Annotated in this window: 15 protein-coding genes and 9 tRNA genes; all 24 read right to left on the bottom strand. The window is 59.0% G+C overall.

Annotation, left to right across the window (positions count from 1 at the left end):
* Window positions 1-76: transfer RNA gene (locus tag ACTQ33_RS09925), tRNA-Gly, on the bottom strand.
* A gap of 89 nt (window positions 77-165) precedes the next feature.
* Window positions 166-241, bottom strand: a tRNA-Phe gene (locus ACTQ33_RS09920).
* 29 nt (window positions 242-270) lie between these two features.
* Window positions 271-347: transfer RNA gene (locus tag ACTQ33_RS09915), tRNA-Asp, on the bottom strand.
* 4 nt (window positions 348-351) lie between these two features.
* Window positions 352-427: transfer RNA gene (locus tag ACTQ33_RS09910), tRNA-Val, on the bottom strand.
* 144 nt (window positions 428-571) lie between these two features.
* Complete coding sequence (locus tag ACTQ33_RS09905) at window positions 572-2,389, bottom strand: glycerophosphodiester phosphodiesterase family protein (protein ID WP_441464344.1); 1,818 nt, start codon at window positions 2,387-2,389, stop codon at window positions 572-574.
* 103 nt (window positions 2,390-2,492) lie between these two features.
* Window positions 2,493-2,568 (bottom strand) — tRNA-Gly (locus ACTQ33_RS09900).
* Window positions 2,569-2,623: 55 nt separating this feature from the next.
* A tRNA-Asp gene (locus tag ACTQ33_RS09895) sits at window positions 2,624-2,700 on the bottom strand.
* Between the two features lie 33 nt (window positions 2,701-2,733).
* Window positions 2,734-2,809, bottom strand: a tRNA-Gly gene (locus ACTQ33_RS09890).
* Between the two features lie 25 nt (window positions 2,810-2,834).
* Window positions 2,835-2,910, bottom strand: a tRNA-Phe gene (locus ACTQ33_RS09885).
* 29 nt (window positions 2,911-2,939) lie between these two features.
* Window positions 2,940-3,016: transfer RNA gene (locus ACTQ33_RS09880), tRNA-Asp, on the bottom strand.
* Window positions 3,017-3,137: 121 nt separating this feature from the next.
* Window positions 3,138-4,013 (bottom strand): Hsp33 family molecular chaperone HslO, encoded by an 876-nt coding sequence (hslO, locus tag ACTQ33_RS09875; RefSeq protein WP_441464342.1) that lies wholly within the window; start codon window positions 4,011-4,013, stop codon window positions 3,138-3,140.
* A complete protein-coding gene (locus ACTQ33_RS09870; protein ID WP_441464340.1) occupies window positions 4,010-4,759 on the bottom strand; it encodes a class I SAM-dependent DNA methyltransferase in 750 nt (249 codons plus the stop codon). The genes hslO and ACTQ33_RS09870 overlap by 4 nt, the downstream gene beginning before the upstream one ends.
* Entirely contained in the window at window positions 4,756-5,067 is a 312-nt protein-coding gene (locus tag ACTQ33_RS09865; protein ID WP_441464338.1) for a YerC/YecD family TrpR-related protein, read from the bottom strand. Before ACTQ33_RS09865 ends, ACTQ33_RS09870 begins: the two co-directional genes overlap by 4 nt.
* A gap of 204 nt (window positions 5,068-5,271) precedes the next feature.
* Window positions 5,272-6,360: a cell division protein FtsZ gene (ftsZ, locus tag ACTQ33_RS09860; RefSeq protein WP_441464336.1), complete on the bottom strand. Its 1,089-nt coding sequence runs from the start codon at window positions 6,358-6,360 to the stop codon at window positions 5,272-5,274.
* A 110-nt stretch (window positions 6,361-6,470) separates the two neighbouring features.
* Window positions 6,471-7,448 (bottom strand): cell division protein FtsQ/DivIB, encoded by a 978-nt coding sequence (locus ACTQ33_RS09855; protein ID WP_441464334.1) that lies wholly within the window; start codon window positions 7,446-7,448, stop codon window positions 6,471-6,473.
* Between the two features lie 36 nt (window positions 7,449-7,484).
* Entirely contained in the window at window positions 7,485-8,747 is a 1,263-nt protein-coding gene (gene murA / locus ACTQ33_RS09850; protein WP_441464332.1) for a UDP-N-acetylglucosamine 1-carboxyvinyltransferase, read from the bottom strand.
* A gap of 225 nt (window positions 8,748-8,972) precedes the next feature.
* Window positions 8,973-10,100, bottom strand: coding sequence for a UDP-N-acetylglucosamine--N-acetylmuramyl-(pentapeptide) pyrophosphoryl-undecaprenol N-acetylglucosamine transferase (locus tag ACTQ33_RS09845; RefSeq protein ID WP_441464329.1), 1,128 nt, complete (start codon window positions 10,098-10,100; stop codon window positions 8,973-8,975).
* Window positions 10,097-11,263 (bottom strand): putative lipid II flippase FtsW, encoded by a 1,167-nt coding sequence (gene ftsW / locus ACTQ33_RS09840; RefSeq protein WP_441464327.1) that lies wholly within the window; start codon window positions 11,261-11,263, stop codon window positions 10,097-10,099. The genes ACTQ33_RS09845 and ftsW overlap by 4 nt, the downstream gene beginning before the upstream one ends.
* Before the next feature lie 25 nt (window positions 11,264-11,288).
* Window positions 11,289-12,314, bottom strand: coding sequence for a phospho-N-acetylmuramoyl-pentapeptide-transferase (gene mraY / locus ACTQ33_RS09835; protein WP_441464326.1), 1,026 nt, complete (start codon window positions 12,312-12,314; stop codon window positions 11,289-11,291).
* A gap of 19 nt (window positions 12,315-12,333) precedes the next feature.
* Window positions 12,334-13,728 carry a UDP-N-acetylmuramoyl-tripeptide--D-alanyl-D-alanine ligase gene (locus ACTQ33_RS09830; protein ID WP_441464324.1) on the bottom strand — a complete coding sequence of 465 codons (1,395 nt, stop codon included), beginning with the start codon at window positions 13,726-13,728 and terminating at the stop codon, window positions 12,334-12,336.
* Between the two features lie 44 nt (window positions 13,729-13,772).
* The gene (locus ACTQ33_RS09825) at window positions 13,773-15,221 is read right to left on the bottom strand and encodes a UDP-N-acetylmuramoyl-L-alanyl-D-glutamate--2,6-diaminopimelate ligase (RefSeq protein WP_441464322.1); all 1,449 of its coding nucleotides are present in this window, start codon (window positions 15,219-15,221) and stop codon (window positions 13,773-13,775) included.
* 39 nt (window positions 15,222-15,260) lie between these two features.
* Complete coding sequence (locus ACTQ33_RS09820) at window positions 15,261-17,606, bottom strand: penicillin-binding transpeptidase domain-containing protein (protein WP_441464320.1); 2,346 nt, start codon at window positions 17,604-17,606, stop codon at window positions 15,261-15,263.
* 123 nt (window positions 17,607-17,729) lie between these two features.
* On the bottom strand, window positions 17,730-18,263 hold the full coding sequence (locus tag ACTQ33_RS09815; protein ID WP_441464318.1) for a hypothetical protein: 534 nt from the start codon (window positions 18,261-18,263) through the stop codon (window positions 17,730-17,732).
* 27 nt (window positions 18,264-18,290) lie between these two features.
* Window positions 18,291-19,223, bottom strand: a complete 933-nt coding sequence (gene rsmH, locus ACTQ33_RS09810; RefSeq protein WP_441464316.1) for a 16S rRNA (cytosine(1402)-N(4))-methyltransferase RsmH — start codon at window positions 19,221-19,223, stop codon at window positions 18,291-18,293.
* Between the last annotated feature and the right edge of the window lies 1 nt (window position 19,224).

Genomic DNA, 19,224 nt, shown 5'->3' with positions numbered 1-19,224 from the left:
TGGAGCGGGTGACGAGGCTCGAACTCGCTACCTCCACCTTGGCAAGGTGGCGCTCTACCAGATGAGCTACACCCGCGTATCACGCTGTGTACCAGCGAACGCAAGAATTATATCACATTCTTCCAGGTTTGTCAAGAAGTTTTTTCTAAACAAATCTTTCAGAAGTGGTGCCTCCGGTCGGAATCGAACCAACGACACGCGGATTTTCAGTCCGCTGCTCTACCAACTGAGCTACAGAGGCATATGTGCCGTACTTCGGCACAGTAAAAATGGCGACCCGGAACGGACTCGAACCGTCGACCTCCAGCGTGACAGGCTGGCGTGCTAACCGACTGCACCACCGGGCCAAATTGGTGGGAACAACAGGGCTCGAACCTGTGACCCCATGCTTGTAAGGCATGTGCTCTCCCAGCTGAGCTATGCTCCCAACAGTTCGCCGCGTTTTCCGAACTTTTTGCCGATGTTTTTCGGCGTCTTGTCCTCAACGCGTGATTTATTATACACGCATCCCCCCCTTTTTGTCAACGGTTTTTTGAGAAAAATTTCATTCTTTTTCGTTTTTGTCCAAACGTTAGAAATTCTCCAGAAATTCCAGGTATCGTTGGATCAATCCACTGGTCTTATTGGCGTAAACCACCGCTTTGGCCATTGGCACATTATCGGTGATAATGTTGTCCACACCCAACTGCACCATCTTCTCCATGGACTTCTCAGAATTCACCGTCCACGCGTACAACTGCTTTTGGGCGTTGTGCAGCCGTCCCACCATGGAAGAGGTGATATTGATGGATTTGACGCTGAACGTATCCGCCGCCTTGAGCTTCAACAGATTGCCATAGGCCACGGCCATAACATAGACGGTCTGCGCTTCCTCATCGCAGTCCCGGACCTGCTGTAGCGTCTCATAGGACTGGGACGTAATCACACACCGGTCCATATAATCAAAGTTGCGCACCAGCTCCACCACAGACTTGGCAAAATCCGTCTCATGGCCTGTGGGTTTCAGTTCAATATTCAGACGCATATCGTTATCCCTGGCCCACTCCAGGACCTCCGCCAGGGTGGGAATGGGCGTACCGGCATACTCCGGCGCAAACCATTCGCCTGCGTCCAGCTGGGCCACTTCCTTGTAGTCCACCTCCCAGATGTTGCGGGGATCCCCGGTGGTCCGGCGCAGATTACTGTCGTGCATCACAATCAGCACGCCGTCCCGGGTCTGCTGTACGTCCAGTTCAATCCAATCGGCGCCCATTTCCAGCGCCCCCTCAAAGGCGAGCATGGTGTTCTCCGGATAGTCCTTGGATGCGCCGCGATGGGCCGTCACCTCCATGGTGTGGACATATTCCACATTGAAATTGGTCTCGCCGATGGACGCCTGATAGGCGTAATAGGCGCAGAACGCCACCGACAACACCAGCAGCGCCGCCTCCGCCGTCCGCAGCCACCGACTGCCCCGGCGATGCTGCAAATTCACAGCCATGGTCTGGGGCAGTTCATATCCTTTCTGGTCCATCCGGACGTAAAACAGGGCGCTGATACAGCCAAAGCCCACCGGTACCGACAGGACGGAAAACAGCAGCAGCAGAATACTCAGCGTCACCCATACGGTGCCCATCAGCACTGCGTCCAACACCACCGACTCCGTGAACAGCTTGGAGAGAAACACAAAGCCCGCCAGCAGTGCCATCACGAGGATGGCAAAGAAAATCGCGCCCGCCATCTGCAATGCGCCAAAGGTCAGCAAATCCCGCAGACGGCTGCCCCGGCCCAGCTCAATGCTGCGGCGGCGAGCCTTACGAAACGGACAGCCCTGGAGGGCGTAAAAATGGAATACATAGAGCCAGCGGAGCACCACAACCGTCAGCGCCGCCAAAACCGCCACAGCACACCACACCCATCCCGGGTGTTTGCTCAGTAGGTCCTCCACCGCCTCTGGAATGGCCACCGTGCTGATAAAGCCCGGCAGAATACCAATGTTCATCACCGGCAGCAGCAGCAGCGCCATCACGGCCAGAGGCCAGTTCCGGGGCCGGAACACCCGCCACGCCGCCCGCCACGCCGCTCGGAGCATAGACAGGATATCTGCCCGGCAGCCCAGCCGACCCTGATCCACAGCGTAGAGAATCGCGCCAATATCCAGCAGCACATAAAAAGCCACCAGGAGAATGACCACAAACAGCAGTACCCAAGTGATGGGGTTCTGTAAAAACGGCCCAATATTGTCCACGGTCAGATAGTCGTAGCCATTGGCCGCCATGACGCCCCGGACCGACAGGGAGAACACCGGTGTAAACACCGTCAGTGCCAGCAGCTTGAACAGCAATTCAAATTCAAACAGCGGCCGCCAGCTGCACCGCAGCATCCTGGCCACCATCTTCCACTCCTTCAAGGCGGTCTCCCCTTTCCGTTTTCTCCATTTTATCATATTGTATGTCACTTTACCACAGCAGAAAAGGAAAAAGCACACAAACGGCGAACCGTTTGTGTGCTTTTGGAGCGGGTGACGAGGCTCGAACTCGCTACCTCCACCTTGGCAAGGTGGCGCTCTACCAGATGAGCTACACCCGCATCTGCGGTATTCGTCGGGGAGTTGAGAAGCTGAGAACGCTCTCAGCTTCTCATATGGCGACCCGGAACGGACTCGAACCGTCGACCTCCAGCGTGACAGGCTGGCGTGCTAACCGACTGCACCACCGGGCCAAACCTCCCTATTCATAACGGCTTTTCAGCCGATGGAGCGGGTGACGAGGCTCGAACTCGCTACCTCCACCTTGGCAAGGTGGCGCTCTACCAGATGAGCTACACCCGCATCTGCACCGCATTTGCAGTGCAAATGGTGCCTCCGGTCGGAATCGAACCAACGACACGCGGATTTTCAGTCCGCTGCTCTACCAACTGAGCTACAGAGGCATATGTGCCGAAACTCGGCACAGTAAAAATGGCGACCCGGAACGGACTCGAACCGTCGACCTCCAGCGTGACAGGCTGGCGTGCTAACCGACTGCACCACCGGGCCATTTGGCCTTGAAAACCTGGGTTTTCCCAACTTTTCATCGTCGTTCGCACCGTTGGGCGCTATCGACGGGTGTTATTATATCGGATGGTACGCCAAATGTCAACACCTTTTTTCAAAAATTTTAAAGTTTTTTCAGAATGTCCTGAATTTGCTCTGTTGTGAACGCATAGTCCGTATCACAGAACTGACAGCCGATGTGGATGGTCTCCCCATCGTCCACGATTTCCTGTAGTTCCTTCTTTCCCAAGCTGATCAGCGTGGACGTGACCCGGTCCAAAGAGCAATAGCACCGGTATTCCACCGGCGTTGTTTCGAGCAGCTCCAACTCAAAGTCCCGCAGTACCGTCTCCAGCAGCTGCTCCGGACTTCTGCCCTGTTCCAGCAGGGGCGTTACGGCTCCGGCGGCTTGGATGCCCGCCTCGATCTTGTCGATGACCTCGTCGGGCGCACCGGGCAGCAGCTGAATCAGGTAGCCGCCGGCGGCCTTGACACTCTGATCCACGTCCACCAGGACACCCAACGCACAGGCCGTCGGCACCTGTTCACTCTGGACGAAATACGCAGTGATATCCTCGGCAATCTCGCCGCTGACCAACTCCACGCTGCCGACATACGGTTCCTTCATCTGCAAGTCCCGAATTACCGTCAGCATACCATGGCCCACGGCAGCGCCCACATCCAACTTCCCCCTGTACTTCTCCAGCAGAGAAATCTGCGGGTTGGTCACATACCCTCGGACGTTGCCCACAGCGTCCGACACGGCCAGCAGCGTGCCCAGGGGACCGTCGCCCTTGATTTGCAGCGTCAGGGAGCCGTCCTCCACCTTCTGCATATTGCCCATCATAGAAGCTGCCGTCAGCAGGCGTCCCAACGCCGCTGTGGCCGTGGGCAGCGTCTTGTGAATCTGACGGGCCCACTCGACTATTCCGGCGGACGTGATTGCTGTGGCTTTGACATAGCCGTCCTTTGTCATGGCTCTGACAATCTTATCGCTCATGGTTCCTCCTTGACTGCCGCAAAATAGATGCGCTGTTCCTCCGGCTGCGGCGGCGTCAGGCGGCGGTCCCCCATGGGGAGCACCAGGCCAAATCCCGCCTCCAGCAACCACTGGGTCAGCTCCTCCGTGGTATAGGCATACTCGGCGTGCTCTTCGAAGCTGCGCCGCCACACGTCGCCGTCCCGTTGAAACAGGTCGATGCCATAATAGCAAATATTCTCCGCTTCGTCAAACTCCGCCCGCCACACACAGTAGCTCTCGTCGTTTTCATCCAGGAACACCTGGCCGTCTAGGCCGCGGAGTTTGTACGCCGAGTTGATATCAAACAGGAAGACGCCGCCCGGCGTCAGATGGTCGTAGACCCGCCGGAATGTCTCCCGGACATCCTCCGGGTCGGTGACATAGTTGAGACTGTCGAGGCAGCACACGGCCAGCTCCACCGGCTGAGGCAGTTCCAATTCCTGCATGGGCTGGCAGATGAACAGGGGCCGCTCCCCTTCCAGTTCCAATGCCTTGTCATAGGCCACCGTCAGCATGTCCTCCGACAAATCGACGCCCAACACCGCATACCCTTTACGGGCCAGCAAAACGGACAGAGAGCCGGTGCCGCAGGCCAGATCCAGTACGGTCTTGGGGGTCTTCCCCAGGCGCTGCAACACCGACTCTATAAAGTTCAGTGTTTCCTCATATGCGATATCTTGAGTCAATCCGTCGTAGGAGAACGCCAGGGCCTCATAGGCGCTCACGCGTCGTCCTCCTCGTCCTCGGACTCCAGTTTGGCAAAAATATCCCGATAGGCGTCGGTACCGTAGTTGAGACTGCGGTTGACACGGCTGATCGTGGCACTGCTGGCGCCGGTTTGCTCCAGAATGTCATTGTAGATCATACCCTGGTTGAGCAGCTTGGCCACTTCAAAACGCTGCTCCATGGCCTTCAGCTCCGATACGGTGCACAGGTCCACAAAAAAATTGTAGCACTGCTCCGGTGTCTCCAGCAGCAGGATCGCACGGTACAGGTCATTTTCGGGATTGGATCGCTTATTGCGGTTATTCACACCCACACCTCCAAAATTTAAAAATGGCCCTAATCGGCCCGATCTGTTTGTTTATATTAGCATACTAAACCGAAAAAGTAAATAGGAACTTGAAAATTTCTACCGGTTTATGGTGTTTTTTCCCCTTTCGCTTCTCATCAGGGGACAACAAAGGCAGGAGACATTCGTCTCCTGCCCGATCTGCTCTTATGGTGCACCAATGCCTTACTTATCGAAAATCTTCAGCAGCGCATCGATATCGTCATCGTCCACCTTGGGCTGCGCCGGCGCAGCGGTGCTCTTGGCCTTCTCCCCGGCGGCGGTGAACATGCCGGTGTTCTTGACGGGGGCCTTGGTGCTGGCATCATCGAAGCCTGTGGCAATGACGGTAACACGCATCTCATCATCGAAGCTGTCGTCAAAGGCAGCGCCGAAAATGATATTGGCATCGGGGTTTGCAGCCTCCATAACAATATTGGCAGCGGTCTCTACATCGTCCAGTCCCAGATCGGCGGAACCGGTGACGTTGATCAAAACGCCCATGGCGCCATTGATGGAGGTCTCCAGCAGGGGGCTGGCCACAGCAGCCATGGCGGCCTGCTCAGCCTTGTCCCGGCCGGAGGCGGTGCCCACGCCCATATGAGCCCGGCCGGCGTCCTTCATGATGGCCGACACGTCGGCGAAATCCAGATTGATGATGACCCGCTCGGAGTAGCCCACCAGCTCGGAAATGGAATTGACGGCCTGCTTCAGCACATCATCGGCGATTCCAAAAGCATTGGCAAAGGTGATCTTCTGATCGGTGACGTATTTCAGGCGGTCGTTGGGGATGATGATCAGGGCATCCACCTTCTCCGACAGTTCAGCAATGCCGCTCTCCGCCTGACGCATCCGGTTGGCGCCCTCAAAGCGGAAGGGCTTGGTCACCACGCCAACGGTGAGAATCCCGGCCTCGTGGGCCAGATCGGCAATGATGGGAGCCGCACCGGTGCCGGTGCCGCCGCCCATACCGGCGGTGATGAACACCATGTCCGTATTCTCCAGAACCTTGGCAATCAGCGCACGGCTCTCCTCTGCGGACTTCTTGCCGATATCGGGCTTGGAACCGGCGCCCATGCCGCCGGTGAGTTTCTCGCCGATCTGAACCTTGTTCTCACACTTGGACTTGTTCAGATCCTGCTTATCCGTATTGACGGCAATGAACTCTACACCCTGCATCCCGCTGGCAATCATGCGGTTGACGACGTTGTTACCGGCGCCGCCGACGCCGATGACCTTGATTGAAACTACCTTATCCGTATATACCTCAGACATTTGGGCTCCTCCTATGTATCTGGATCAACACTCGAAAGTGTACAGCTGTGCTATATTATGCTTATCTCTGCTATTTTAACGCGAAAACATCGTCAGGTCAATATATTTCATCAATTCTCCGCAGAATTATCGGTCGTTGCCGCTTCTTCCCCCGTTTCCGTCGTTTCCGACGCCTCCGGGGACGTCTGTTCGCCCATTTCCCCGGTGGATTCTTCCGATGTCTGGTCGGTGGTTTCCCCGTCAGGTTCCTCCGTGTCACCACCCGACGTCCCCGGTACCGATACCGTGGAACTCCAGGGTTTGAACACGGCGGCATTCTCCTTTTCCAGGGTCAAATCGATGATACCGCCCTCGACAATCTGACTGTCGGCCAGAATGGCCGTCAGATAGCGCATTTTGTACTCCATCTGGTCCACGCCGCCCAGGTGAATCTCATAAAGGGATTCATACCGGAGCAGAATGTCGTAGGGTTTTGTCACATCAATCTCCACAATTTTCGGCAGATAGTCGGTGGCTTCCAGCAGCTGAATCACCGTCAATGCCGCGTCCAGTGCCTCGGTCTCCGCGCAGACAGCCTGATTGCCCGCCTGGGGCGTCTGAACCGTGACGCCCACCAGCCAGGGGTAGGAGGATGCTCCCGGCGCGGCCTGCTCCAGCAGCTTTCCGCTGCTGTTCATCAGCCACACCGTGCCGTTGGCGGCATAGACGGCATAGACGGCGTCGCTCTCCCGAACCGTGACGGTAACGGTACCCGGCAGCGCCCGTCCCACCTGCACATCCTCCACATAGGGCAGGCTGGCCTGAATGCGGCCCGCCACGGTGCCGCGGCTCACGGCCAGCAGATTGTCTCCCAGAGCAAGGCCCGAGGCCTCCACCACCTCCTCGTCGGTGTAGAGATTATTTCCCACCACCACGATTTCGGTGATCTTAAAAAAGATGGCAGCGCAGAAAATGAATATGGCCACCACCAGCAGCATGACGAAAATTCTTGCCAGTACGCCGCTGCGGCCATATCGTCGTTGTCCGCCTGTCGGGGGCCGCCGGACGGAGGTTCCGCCGGACGGCCCATTGTATCTGCCTTGCTCCATATTGTTTCGTTCCTCCTGGCGCCTCCCGGCGCGGTGTTATCCAGTGTAATCGATTTCCCATATCCGGGCGCCCACAGCGCGCAGCGTTTCGGCAATGTTGTCATAGCCCCGCCGGATATGGTGGACGCCCAGAACCGTGCTGTCCCCTTCCGCCTGTAGTGCGCCGATGAGCAGCGCCGCGCCGCACCGCAGGTCCGTGGCCTCCAGGACGCTGCCATGGAGGCGGGACACCCCCCGGACCAGCGCCCGGCTGCCGTACTGGCGGATATCGGCCCCCAGCCGCCGCAGCTGCTCCACATGGCGCAGCCGGTTTTCAAAAATGGTCTCCGTAAACTCCGTGACGCCCGCCGCCCGCAGCAGCGCCGCCATCATGGGGGCCTGGGCATCAGTGGGAAATCCCGGATGGGGCCGGGTCACCACAGGTCCCGGTGTATGTAACCGTCCATCCGATTGCAGCAGCAGCCCTCGTTCCGTGGGCCGCAGGATGCAGCCGGACCGCTCCAGCAGTTCCGTCACCGGTGTCAAGGCGTCCGGCTCGGCTCCCACCAGCTCCACCCGACCGCCGCAGCCGGCGGCAGCGCACAAATAGGTGGCCGCTTCAATGCGGTCGGCCATAACCCTGTGACAGGCCCCATGGAGGGGCTGCCCGCCCTCAACGGTGATGGTCCCGGTACCGGCTCCGACGACTTTCGCGCCCATGGCCGTTAAAAACCGCGCCAGGTCCGTGATTTCCGGCTCTCTGGCAGCGTTTTCAATGGTCGTTACGCCCTGACAGCCCAAGGCCATAAGCATGGCGTTTTCCGTGGCGCCCACGCTGGGGCAGCGCAGGGGCAGGCGGCAGCCCACCATACTGCGGCAGGTGCAGCGCAGGCCTGGGCCGCATCCTTCCCAGCAGCCCCCCAACTCCTCTGCCGCCCACAGATGCAGATCGATGGGCCGCCGTCCCAGGGCACAGCCGCCGGGCAGAGACAGCTCCGCCTGGCCGCAGCGGGTCAGCAGCGCCCCCAGAAACAAAATCGAGGAACGCATGCCGCCCATGAGGTCTCCGGGGATATCACAGCGGTCCACCGTCGTGGCGTCCACCATCAGCCGGTGCTCCTGCCGGACCACCCGGCATCCCAAGTGCTCCAGAATGGCCACGGCCGTATCCACATCGGCGATGCGGGGACAGTTTTCAATTTCACAGATTCCGGCGCAGCAGACGCACGCCGCGAGAATGGGCAGGACGCTGTTCTTGGCCCCGTGGATGGCCACGGTCCCCTCCAGCGGCCGCCCGCCGTTGACCCAATACGCTTTCATAGCTCCCTCCGCAGTTCTCAATGGGACTCTCCATAGATATCCCGAACTTGTCAAACATGTTTGACAAGCTCAAGGCGAGAATTCAACTTTGAAAAGTTGAATTCTCGGTCAATTGAAATCGGTGCAGGGGACTTTTGTCCCCCGCACACACCCCCTGCTGCTCTGTCACAGCAGTTTTACGGGTTCCTTGACAACTGGATATCCCATCATATGCGGAAAAAGCTGTCATTGTGACTTGGCCAGTTCCAGCAGCACGCCGTAGATCTGCTCTGCGGCGTCCACCACGGCGATCTGCCGCAAGGCGCTTCGCATGGCGCTGCGCCGCGCCCGGTCCTCCAAGAGCTTCCGGGCCGTCTCATAGAGGCGACCACCGTAACAGTCCCGTTCCAGCAGGACCTCCGCCGCGCCGCGCCCTTCCAGCAGCCGCGCGTTCTTCTCCTGGTGGTTGTTGGTGGCGTTGGGCGACGGCACAATGATGCAGGGTGTGGCCGACGCCGCCACCTCACTGATGGTGGCCGCGCCGCCCCGGCAGATCACCAGGTCCGCCGCCGCCATCAGTAGAGGCATGTCGTAGATATACTCCCGCAGGTCAATGGACGGGTGTTCCGACAGGTCCACTCCCGCCTCCTTGACATACTGCGGCATCCACCGCCAGCCAAAGCTGCCGGTGGCATGGATATGATTCCACGGTTCTCCGTCGGCAATCTCCCGGACGAAGAAATCGGTAATCTTCTTGTTCATTTCCCGTGCGCCCAGGCTGCCCCAGCAGGACACCACCAGGGGACGGTTGTCCAGACCCAGGGCTTCCCGGGCCGCTTCCCGGGTGGTATAGAGAAATTCCGGCCGTACCGGCATCCCGGTGACCACCACCCGTTCCGGGTTCTCATACTGTTCCCGGCTCTCCTCGAAATTGACGAGAATGCGTTCGGCACCCTTGGCCACCATTTTGGTGGTAAGGCCCGGCACGGCGTTGGACTCATGGACCGCTGTGGGAATATGTCGTCTGGCGCCCTGCCGCAGCATGGGGAAACTGGCATAGCCGCCGGTGCCGAGAATCACGTCGGGCTTGAACTGGTCAATGATTGCATCGGCTCGCTGCAAGGCCCGCCGGATGGTCCGAATGGTCCGGAAATTGTGGGCGATGCCCTGGGGCGTCAGCTTCCGCTGAAAATTGGAGATGGTCAGCGTCCGCAGCTCGAACCCCTCCCGTGGCACCAGCTTTGTCTCCATTCCGTCGTTGGCGCCGACAAAAAGGATATTGCTGTTGGGACTGCGCTCCCGCAGGAGCTTGGCGACGGCAATGGCCGGATTGATGTGGCCACCGGTGCCGCCGCAGGTAAAGATCACATTCATGGCGTCGCCTCCCGGACCTGCTGTAGATTGCGCTTGGTGTTGCGTGAAATATTGAGAATGATGCCCATTTCACCCAGCTGCATCATGAGAGCCGTGCCGCCATAGGAGAAAAACGGCAGGGAGATGCCGGTGGAGGGCAGAAAGTTGGTGACGACGCCAATATTGAAGAACACCTGCAAGGCCAGCAGTGTGGAAAGTCCGGCGGCCACCAGAGTGCCGAACCGGTCTCTGGCCCGCTGGGCAATGAGGAAGCCCCGGACAATCAGCAGGACAAACAACAGAATGATGACGACCGCGCCGATAAAGCCCAGCTCCTCGCAGACAATGGCGAAGATATAGTCGTTGTGTTCCTCGGGCAAATAGAGGTATTTCTGACGGCTCTTGCCGAAGCCCAAGCCCATCAGGCCGCCGGAGCCGATGGCATAGAGGGACTGGACCAGCTGCAAGCCGCTGTCGGAGGGATCGCTGAAGGGGTCCCGCCATGACTCCAGACGGGCCGCGGCATAGGGGAAAATCGCCAGATACAGCGCCGCGCCCACCAGCGCCACGCCCAGGCCGATGAGAAACCACTTCTTAGGAGTACCGCCCAGGAACATCATCACCGCGCCGGTGGCGCCGATGATCAAGGTGGCGGACAGGTGGGGCTCCAGGGCCAGCAGGCCCGCCGTCACCGCCAGGACACCGGCAAAGGGCAGTACGCCGTATCGAAACGAGTTCATCTTCTCCCGGAAGTTGGAGATCATATTGGCAAAGAGCAGCACCACCGCCAGCTTCGCCACCTCTGAGGGCTGGAACTGACCCAGACCCGGCAGGGTAATCCAGCGGGTCGCGCCGCCGGATTCAGTACCGATGATGGGCGTCAGCAGCAGCAGCACAAAGCAGCCCGCCGCCAAAAACAGGGAGATGGGCCGCCACAGCTGATAATTGAATCGGCTGGCCGCGTACATACCGGCAATACCGATGAGGGCAAAGCGCAGCTGCTTCCAGAAGTAAAAAGCCGAGTCCCCTTCATCGGTATAGGCTCTGGCATAGCTGGCTGAAAACATCATGATGACACCGATGGTCACCAGCAACAACGTCAGGATCAAAAAAGGCAGATCCAGCATTCCGCGATCGTCTATGAGTACTTTCTCTTTCTCTTTTGTCTGGATTGTTGCTCTCATGGGTCCTCCTTTTACCGATTGCCGGTTAGTAGCGCCCGGCTACGCCCACAAATGCCGCCGCGCAGAGCAGCAGCGTCACCACGGTAAACACCGTGAAAATTTTCACCTCGCTCCATCCCGACATCTCAAAGTGATGGTGGATGGGCGTCATTTTAAAAATCCGCTTGCCGTGGGTCAGCTTGAAATACGTCACCTGCATCATCACCGACACGGTTTCCATAATGTAAATCAAGCCGACGGGGATCAGTACCAGGGGCATATCCATCGCGAACGCCGTGCCGCAGACGGCAGCGCCCAGGAACAACGAGCCCGTATCGCCCATAAATACCTTGGCCGGGTGGAAGTTGTAGACCAGGAATCCCGCCAGACCGCCGAACAGAGCCGCCGGGAACAGGGCCAGGGTGTGGAGACCGCTCTCGGGAAACACACTCCAGATGGATGCCGTCACAGCAAAAAACGCCATAACGGGCATCGTGACGCCGGTGGCCAGTCCGTCGATGCCATCGGTCAGGTTGACGGCGTTGACACAGCCCACGATGACGAAGATGGCGAAGACCATATAAATAATCCAGTTGATCTCAAAGGTCACATTCCAGAACGGGATGTACAGGTGGTTGGTCAGGTGGCCGCTCCACCGCAGCAGCGCAAGGTAGCAGCCGGCGGCGGCCAGCTGCAACACCAGCTTCTGCAATGCCGTCAGGCCCAGGTTCCGCTTCTTCTTCACCTTGACGAAATCATCCAGAAAGCCGATGGCGCCGAAGACCAGGGAAAACACCAGAACAAACAGGTGCTCCCAATGGCCCGACAACACGCCGCTCCATCCGAACAGAATCATGGAAAAGGCCGCGGCGGCAATAAAGATGATGCCGCCCATGGTGGGGGTACCGGCCTTGGAGTTGTGCCAGCTGGGGCCAATCTCCCGGATGGATTGACCGGCCTTCAAGGCCCGCAGGGCAGGGATGCAAAGTTTGCCCAGGAGCAGGGCCGCCACGAAAGCCACTGCCGCCGTCAGCAGCGGCAGGGCAATCGCTTGGAATTGTAAATTATTCATGGGTTCCTCCGATGTATGGTCAGATATCCTCGTCCTTCCAGAACAGCTGTAGAATCCGCTCCATCTTCATGCCGCGGCTGCCCTTGAACAGCAGGGTGTCGCCGGGCTTGGCCTGAAAGCGCAGGTCGTGAATCAGCTGATCCTGGTCGTCGTAGAAGTTGGCGAATTTGTTTTTCATACCGCCGGTGACTGCGCCGGTGGCCACACGGCTGGCGTTGACGCCATAGGCAAAAATCCGGTCGATCTTGCGGATTTGGGCAATACGGCCGATGCGGTGATGCTCGGCCATGGCGCAGCTGCCCAATTCCAGCATATCGCCCAACACGGCGATCTTCCGGCCATTGCCCTCCACGACCCGGTCTGCCAGGACGTTAATGGCGGCTTCCATGGACTCGGGGCCGGCGTTGTAGCAGTCCTCAATGATGGTGTAGCCGTTCTTCTCGTAGATCTTCTGGCGCATACCGGCGTTTTCAAAGGTCGCAAGGCCCGCCTGGATGTTCTCCACCGTGGCCCCCTGCAGCAAGGCCGCTGTAATGGCCGCCAACGCGTTATACACCGTATGCTGGCCGTTGGCGGGAACGAAGACCTCAAAGGTCTTGCCAAAGGCCGTCACATCGAAGCGGACGCCGCTGTTATCGCTGCGGATATTGCTGCCCGACACTTCACACAGACTGTTGTCGATGCCGAAGTAATGGGTCTCCATGGGCAGCTCCTTGCGCTGGTTCCATAGCAGCGGCTCGTCGCCGTTGAGGACCAGGACACCCTTCTCCTTGTTCATGCCCTCGAGAATCTCCATCTTGGCCTTGAGAATGCCCTCCCGGGAGCCCAGATGCTCAATGTGCATGGTGCCGATATTGGTGAAAATAGCCATGTCGGGCCGGGCAATTTTAGTCAGATAGGACATCTCTCCAAAGGCGCTCATGCCCAGTTCCAGAACGGCCAGCTCCGTGTCCTCCTCGATGTCCATGACGGACATGGGCAGACCCAGGTTGTTGTTGTGATTGCCCTCGGTCCAGATGGTGCGGAACTGACGGTTCAGAATGGCAGCCAGCATTTCCTTGGTGGTGGTCTTGCCGACGCTGCCGGTAATGGCCAGAACCTTGGCCTTCATGGTCTGACGGTATCCGGCGGCAATGGCGCCGAAGGCCAGCAGCGTATCCTCCACCTGGATATAGGGGACGTTTTTAGGCGCTTTCTCCTTGTTGGCGTTGAGGACCGCCACAGCGCCGTTTTCCACGGCACGGCTGATGAAGGTGTGGCCGTCTACCCGTGCGCCCACCAGAGGAATGAACATCTGACCGGGCTTGACCTCCCGGGAATCGGTGGAAACGCCCCGGACCTCCACTTCCCCGTCCGTCTCATGGAGGGTGCCGCCGCACCACTGGGCAATCTGCTTGAGTTTCGTCGTTTTCATATCCGTCGCTCCTTTATCGGTGGGTTCACGCCCGCCCTCTCTCTTTAGTGACCGGCCAGATGGGCCGCTACCTCTTCCCGCTCGTCCAGATGGGTCTTCTCTGTGCCCAGAATCTGATACGTCTCATGGCCCTTGCCGCAGAGAACCACAATATCATCCTTCTCCGCGTGGTCCATGGCCCATCGGATGGCCTCCCGCCGGTTTTCAATGACCACATAGGGCTTTTCCGTTCCTGCGAAACCTGCCACAATCTGGTCGATGATGGCCATGGGGTCCTCGGTCCGGGGATTGTCGGAGGTGATGACCGCCAGGTCCGACAGCTCCACACCGATGCGGCCCATGATGGGACGCTTGATAGGGTCCCGGTCGCCGCCGCAGCCAAAAACGGCGATGACCCGCCCCTTACAGAAACCCTGTACCGCCCGCAGGACATTTTCCAGTCCGTCGGGGGTATGGGCATAATCAATGAGAATGGTGTAGTCTTTGCCCGGCGTGGGCACCACCTCCACCCTGCCCTTGACGCCCCTGGCATTGGTCAGCGCTGCGGCAATCTCCGGCAGGGACAACCCCAGTTCCAGCGACGCGCCGATGACCGCCAAGGCGTTATAGACGGTGAAGCCGCCGGGAATACCCAGAGTCACCGCCTGACATTGTCCGCCGCTGCGGACCGTAAAGGACACGTGGTCCGATGCCAAATCCAGGTCCGTGGCCGACACCTGGGCGTCGGCTCCCCGGGCCGTATAGGTGCGGATGGTGCAGGTAGCGCCGTCAGCCATGATCTCCCAGGCCGGGTCATCGTGGTTGAGGACACCGGCCTTGCACCGGCGGAACAGCTGGGCCTTTGCCTTGCCGTACTCCTCCATGGTCTTATGGAAATCCAGATGGTCCTCGGTCAGATTGGTGAAGACGCCCACGGCAAAGGGAATGCAATCCACCCGATGAAGCACCAGGGCGTGGGACGACACCTCCATGATGGCGTGAGAGCACCCGGCCTCCACCATGCGGGCAAACAGCCCCTGGAGCTCAAAGCTCTCCGGCGTGGTCCGCTCCGTCTCGATGACCTCGTCGCCAATCATGTTCTGAATGGTGCCGATGAGGCCCACCTTGGCGCCGTAACACTGTTCCAGCACCGATTTTAAAAGATACGTCACGGTGGTCTTGCCGTTGGTGCCGGTGACGCCTACCACCGTCAGCTTTTCCGCCGGATGGTCAAACCAGTTGGCGCCCACCTGGGCCAGAGCGGCCCGGGTGGAAGACACGGTCACATAGGGAACGTCCTCCTCCGGCGGCCGCTCACAGAGTATGGCCGCAGCCCCGTTCTCCACAGCTTTGTGGATAAATCGATGGCCATCGACCGCGTAGCCGGTGACGGCCACGAACAGGTCGCCGGGCCGGGTGGTGCGGGAGTCGTAGCTGACGCCGCTGATCTCCAGATCCCCGTCGGCATGGGCCGACAGCGGTTCCAGTCCGGCAAGCACTTGTGACAGTTTCATGGAAGTCTCTCCTTTTCCGCCGAAGCCACGGCTCCGGCACTAATCCTGTGCGCTGTGGTTGGTGAATTCCACGGTGATGGTGGTGCCGCGCGGTACTTCCGTGCCGGCCTCCACATCCTGATAGGTGACGCTGACGGCGTTGTTGTTCTGGTCGGTACCCTTGGCCAGAATATACAATCCCCGGTAGGCCGCTGTATCGTTGGCCTGGGCCACGGTAAGGCCCGTGAAGTCGGGTACCGTCACCAGGTCCGTCGGCTTCTCCTCGCCCATGTAGAGGATAACCTCCGAAGCACCGGGTACCTCGGATCCGGCGGCGGGAATCATGTCGGTAACCGTGTTGCCGTCGCCCACGGTGCGGTAGGTCAGACTCCGCTTTTTCAGGGTCTCGGCAGCATCACTCTCGGTCATATTGCGCACATTGGGTACGGTGACGGCGATTCTCTCAATGTCGTCGTCGTTATAGTTGGGCTCCACGCCCAGATAGGGCAGAATATCGGTGAACACGTCGCGGACCGTGGGGGCAGCCATGATGCCGCCGGAGATATAGAGGCCCGTGGCGGTGGAAGGCGTATCCAGTGCCACCAGGACCACATATTGGGGATCGTCGATGGGACCCACACCCACGAACGACACGATCTTATCCTCGACGGGTTTGCCGTTTTCGTCAAAGACGTCGATCTTTTCCGAGGTGCCGGTCTTGCCGCCAATGCTGTAACCGGCCACCTGGGCATTCTGCGCCGTGCCGATTTCCACCACGTTGCCCATGAGCTGGCACATGGTCTTGGAGGTCTCCTCGCTGATAACCTGACGAATGACGGTCCGCTCGTTCTTCTCGACCAGATTGCCCTCATCGTCCAGAACCTCGCTGACCACATAGGGCTCCAGCACATAGCCGCCGTTGACCACGGCGGAAATGGCCCGCACCAGCTGAATGGGAGTGACCTTGAAGGTCTGGCCGAAGGAGGCGGAAATGGTATTACTGATGCCGCCCGCCACGGTGGATTCCAACTCGTCGCGGCCATAGAAGTATCCCGAAGCCTCGCCGGGCAGATCAATGCCCGTCTTGCTGAGCAGACCGAAGTCTCTTACATAATCATAAAGGTTTGTGCCGCCCAATGCAAGACCGATATTGGCAAACGCAATATTACAAGAATTTTCCAATGCCTGACTGGTAGTCTGGGTGCCGTGGCCCTCATCCTTCCAGCAGTGCAGCGTCTGTTCACGGCCTGCAAAATCATGGGCGCCGTCGCAGTAGAAGGTATCGTCCAGGGTGACGGCCCCTTCCTCCAGGGCCGAAGCCAGTGTAATGAGTTTGAAGGTGGAGCCGGGCTCATAGCCGTCGGATACCGCCCGGTTTCGCCACTGGGCCAGCTGTGCGGCTTCCACGGCATCCAAATAGGCATTCATGGCCGCTTCATATTCCGGGCTCTCTTTGCGATATCCCTGGGCAGCCTGATACAGATCATTGAGCTCCGCCGCCGTCTTCTCGTCGTAGATTTTCTGGTAGTCATTGGGATCGTATGTACCCATGGTGGCCATGCCCAAAATCTCGCCGGTGTTGACGTCGGCCACGATACCGAACGCACCGTTGAGCACATCATACTTTTCAATGGCCGTTTGCAGGTTCTTCTCAAGATAATACTGCACCGTGGCATCGATGGTCAAGACCAAACTGTTTCCATCGGCGGCATCATAATACTTTTCATAGTTATAGAGCATCTCCGTACCCAGATTGCCCTTGGTGGTAATGATCTCACCGGCGGTGCCTTGCAGATAGTTGTCGTAGTAGGCCTCCAGGCCGTTGGCTCCCACGTTATCCTGCCGGGTAAAGCCTAAAACCTGGGCACACAGGGTACCGTAGGGGTAGGACCGTTTGGTGTCCGGCTCCAGGTAGATGCCTTTGACCTTGTTTTCGTTGATAAAGTTCCGGACCTCTTGAGCCAGGTCCGCGTCAATTTTTCGGCGAATGATCTTATACCGCATTTTGGTGTCGGCAGCCTGTTCATAGACAAAGCTCTCCTCCACATCCAGAATCTCCGCCAGACCCGACGCAATGAGGTTCAGGTTCTGCTGCTCCGTAGCGATCTGGTTGGGGTCGATAAAGACGTTCTCCACCGTCACCGACTTGGCCAAAATGTTCATATTGCGGTCGTAGATCACACCCCGTTCCGCAGACAGGGAGGTGCTGCGGGTCTGGTTGGCAATGGCCATCTGCTCATACTTGTCATGATCCAGAATCATCAGCTGAAACAGCGTCCAGATCAGGGGCACAAACGCCAACGCCACCAAAAGGGTGATTCCCATGGTCCGGCGCAAAACCCCCTGGCTGGCCCGCTGTCCGGGGTTCTGATGGGTCTGCTTCCACTTGCGGTTTTTGTCTGCCATGTTGCTCCGTGCCTTTCTGTTCCGAATGCTCAAACACGGACGGACGGAAAGCTCCGCCGTCCGTGTTCCTCTGATCTGATGCGTCGCCCAACGGCGTCCCGCACCATACTTATATGATGGCGGTTACTGGAGATATGCCACCAATCGCGCCACACCGTCCACCAGTTTCTGGAAGAACGAGGTGTCACTGCCGCTGTCCTGCTGCAATACCTCTCCCCGGTCGGTGCCGGTCAGGTCCAGATACACCGTCTGATTGGCCGATGGCTGGACCATGCCCAGCTCCATGGCCCGTTTCTCAATGGCGTCCATGTCGATTTTGCTCTCATACTCCGTCTGGAGCATCTCATTGTCGTGGGCCACTTCTGCCAGCTGTGTAGTGAGGGCGCTGGCCTGGGAGGTGGCCTCATACAGATCCGCCTGGGTGAAAATCACCAGGGCCACCATCACAGAGATGGCCAGGAAGCCCAGGACCACGCCGGGCATCACCGGCAGCCGGGCCCGAACCACCTTTTGTCGGACTCTGCCGGGAGCTTGCCGTTCCTCCGGCAGCTGGGTTGGCTTCCGCTTGGGAAGCGCCGTCTCATAGGCATGGACGTCATAGGCTGCCGCGCCGTTGGTCCGAAATGCCTGTTGTCTGTCGATTCGCTTCTGCGCCATTTGACATCCATTCCTTTCTATTATAGATTACAGTTTTTCCGCCACCCGGAGCTTTGCGCTGCGGGCCCGTGGATTGCGCTCCAGCTCTTCCGCGCCGGAGACGATGGGTTTGCGGGTCACCACCCGCACCTGGGGCGTATGGCCGCAGACGCACACCGGGAAATCCGGCGGGCAGGTACAGCCCTTGGCCGCCGCCGCCATGGCGTTCTTCACAATCCGGTCCTCCAGGGAGTGGAACGTGATCACCGCCAGCCGTCCGCCGGGATTCAACCGGGGGATGGCCGCCTGCATCATGTCGCCCACGGCGTTCAATTCGTCGTTGACGGCGATGCGAATGGCCTGAAAGCTGCGCTTGGCCGGGTGCTGCTTTTCCCGCAGCGCCTGGCCCGGCATGGCGCTTTTGATGACGTCCACCAGCTCCAACGTGGTATCGATGGGTTTTTCTCCCCGCCGCCGCTCGATGGCTGCGGCAATCAGGGGCGCGTAGCGTTCTTCACCGTACTCAAAGAGAATCCGCCGCAGTTCCTCCCGCGGCCAGTGGTTGACCACTTCCCAGGCCGTCAGGCTGTCGCCGCCGTCCATGCGCATATCCAGCGGCGCGTCGGCCATATAGGAAAAGCCCCGCGCGCCGTCATCCAGCTGGGGCGAAGACACCCCCAGGTCAAACAGCATCCCATCCACCTTGTCGATGTGCAGATCGTCCAGGATGCGGTCGATTTCCCGGAAGTTGCTATGGACCAGCGTCACCCGATCCATCCAGGGGGCCAGCCGCTCCCGGGCCACCTGCAAGGCCACCGGGTCTCGATCCACGCTGATGAGCCGGCCCGTGGTCAGCCGCTGGGCGATTTGACTGGAATGGCCCGCACCGCCCAGGGTTCCGTCCAGATAGATGCCGTCGGGCCGGATGTGCAGCGCGTCAATGCATTCGTCCAGCAAAACGGAAATATGATGAAATTCCATA

The sequence above is a fragment of the Candidatus Avoscillospira sp. LCP25S3_F1 genome (genome assembly GCF_052117125.1).
Classification (GTDB): domain Bacteria; phylum Bacillota; class Clostridia; order Oscillospirales; family Oscillospiraceae; genus Avoscillospira_A.
This window is presented reverse-complemented; position numbering and strand designations above follow the sequence as displayed.

Bases quoted from the DNA above. Each gene is read 5' to 3' on its own strand.
- hslO (WP_441464342.1), bottom strand. From the start codon at position 4,013: ATGAGCGATAAGATTGTCAGAGCCATGACAAAGGACGGCTATGTCAAA.
- ftsZ (WP_441464336.1), bottom strand. From the start codon at position 6,360: ATGTCTGAGGTATATACGGATAAGGTAGTTTCAATCAAGGTCATCGGC.
- ACTQ33_RS09855 (WP_441464334.1), bottom strand. From the start codon at position 7,448: ATGGAGCAAGGCAGATACAATGGGCCGTCCGGCGGAACCTCCGTCCGG.
- murA (WP_441464332.1), bottom strand. From the start codon at position 8,747: ATGAAAGCGTATTGGGTCAACGGCGGGCGGCCGCTGGAGGGGACCGTG.
- ACTQ33_RS09845 (WP_441464329.1), bottom strand. From the start codon at position 10,100: ATGAATGTGATCTTTACCTGCGGCGGCACCGGTGGCCACATCAATCCG.
- ftsW (WP_441464327.1), bottom strand. From the start codon at position 11,263: ATGAGAGCAACAATCCAGACAAAAGAGAAAGAGAAAGTACTCATAGAC.
- mraY (WP_441464326.1), bottom strand. From the start codon at position 12,314: ATGAATAATTTACAATTCCAAGCGATTGCCCTGCCGCTGCTGACGGCG.
- ACTQ33_RS09830 (WP_441464324.1), bottom strand. From the start codon at position 13,728: ATGAAAACGACGAAACTCAAGCAGATTGCCCAGTGGTGCGGCGGCACC.
- ACTQ33_RS09825 (WP_441464322.1), bottom strand. From the start codon at position 15,221: ATGAAACTGTCACAAGTGCTTGCCGGACTGGAACCGCTGTCGGCCCAT.
- ACTQ33_RS09820 (WP_441464320.1), bottom strand. From the start codon at position 17,606: ATGGCAGACAAAAACCGCAAGTGGAAGCAGACCCATCAGAACCCCGGA.
- ACTQ33_RS09815 (WP_441464318.1), bottom strand. From the start codon at position 18,263: ATGGCGCAGAAGCGAATCGACAGACAACAGGCATTTCGGACCAACGGC.
- rsmH (WP_441464316.1), bottom strand. From the start codon at position 19,223: ATGGAATTTCATCATATTTCCGTTTTGCTGGACGAATGCATTGACGCG.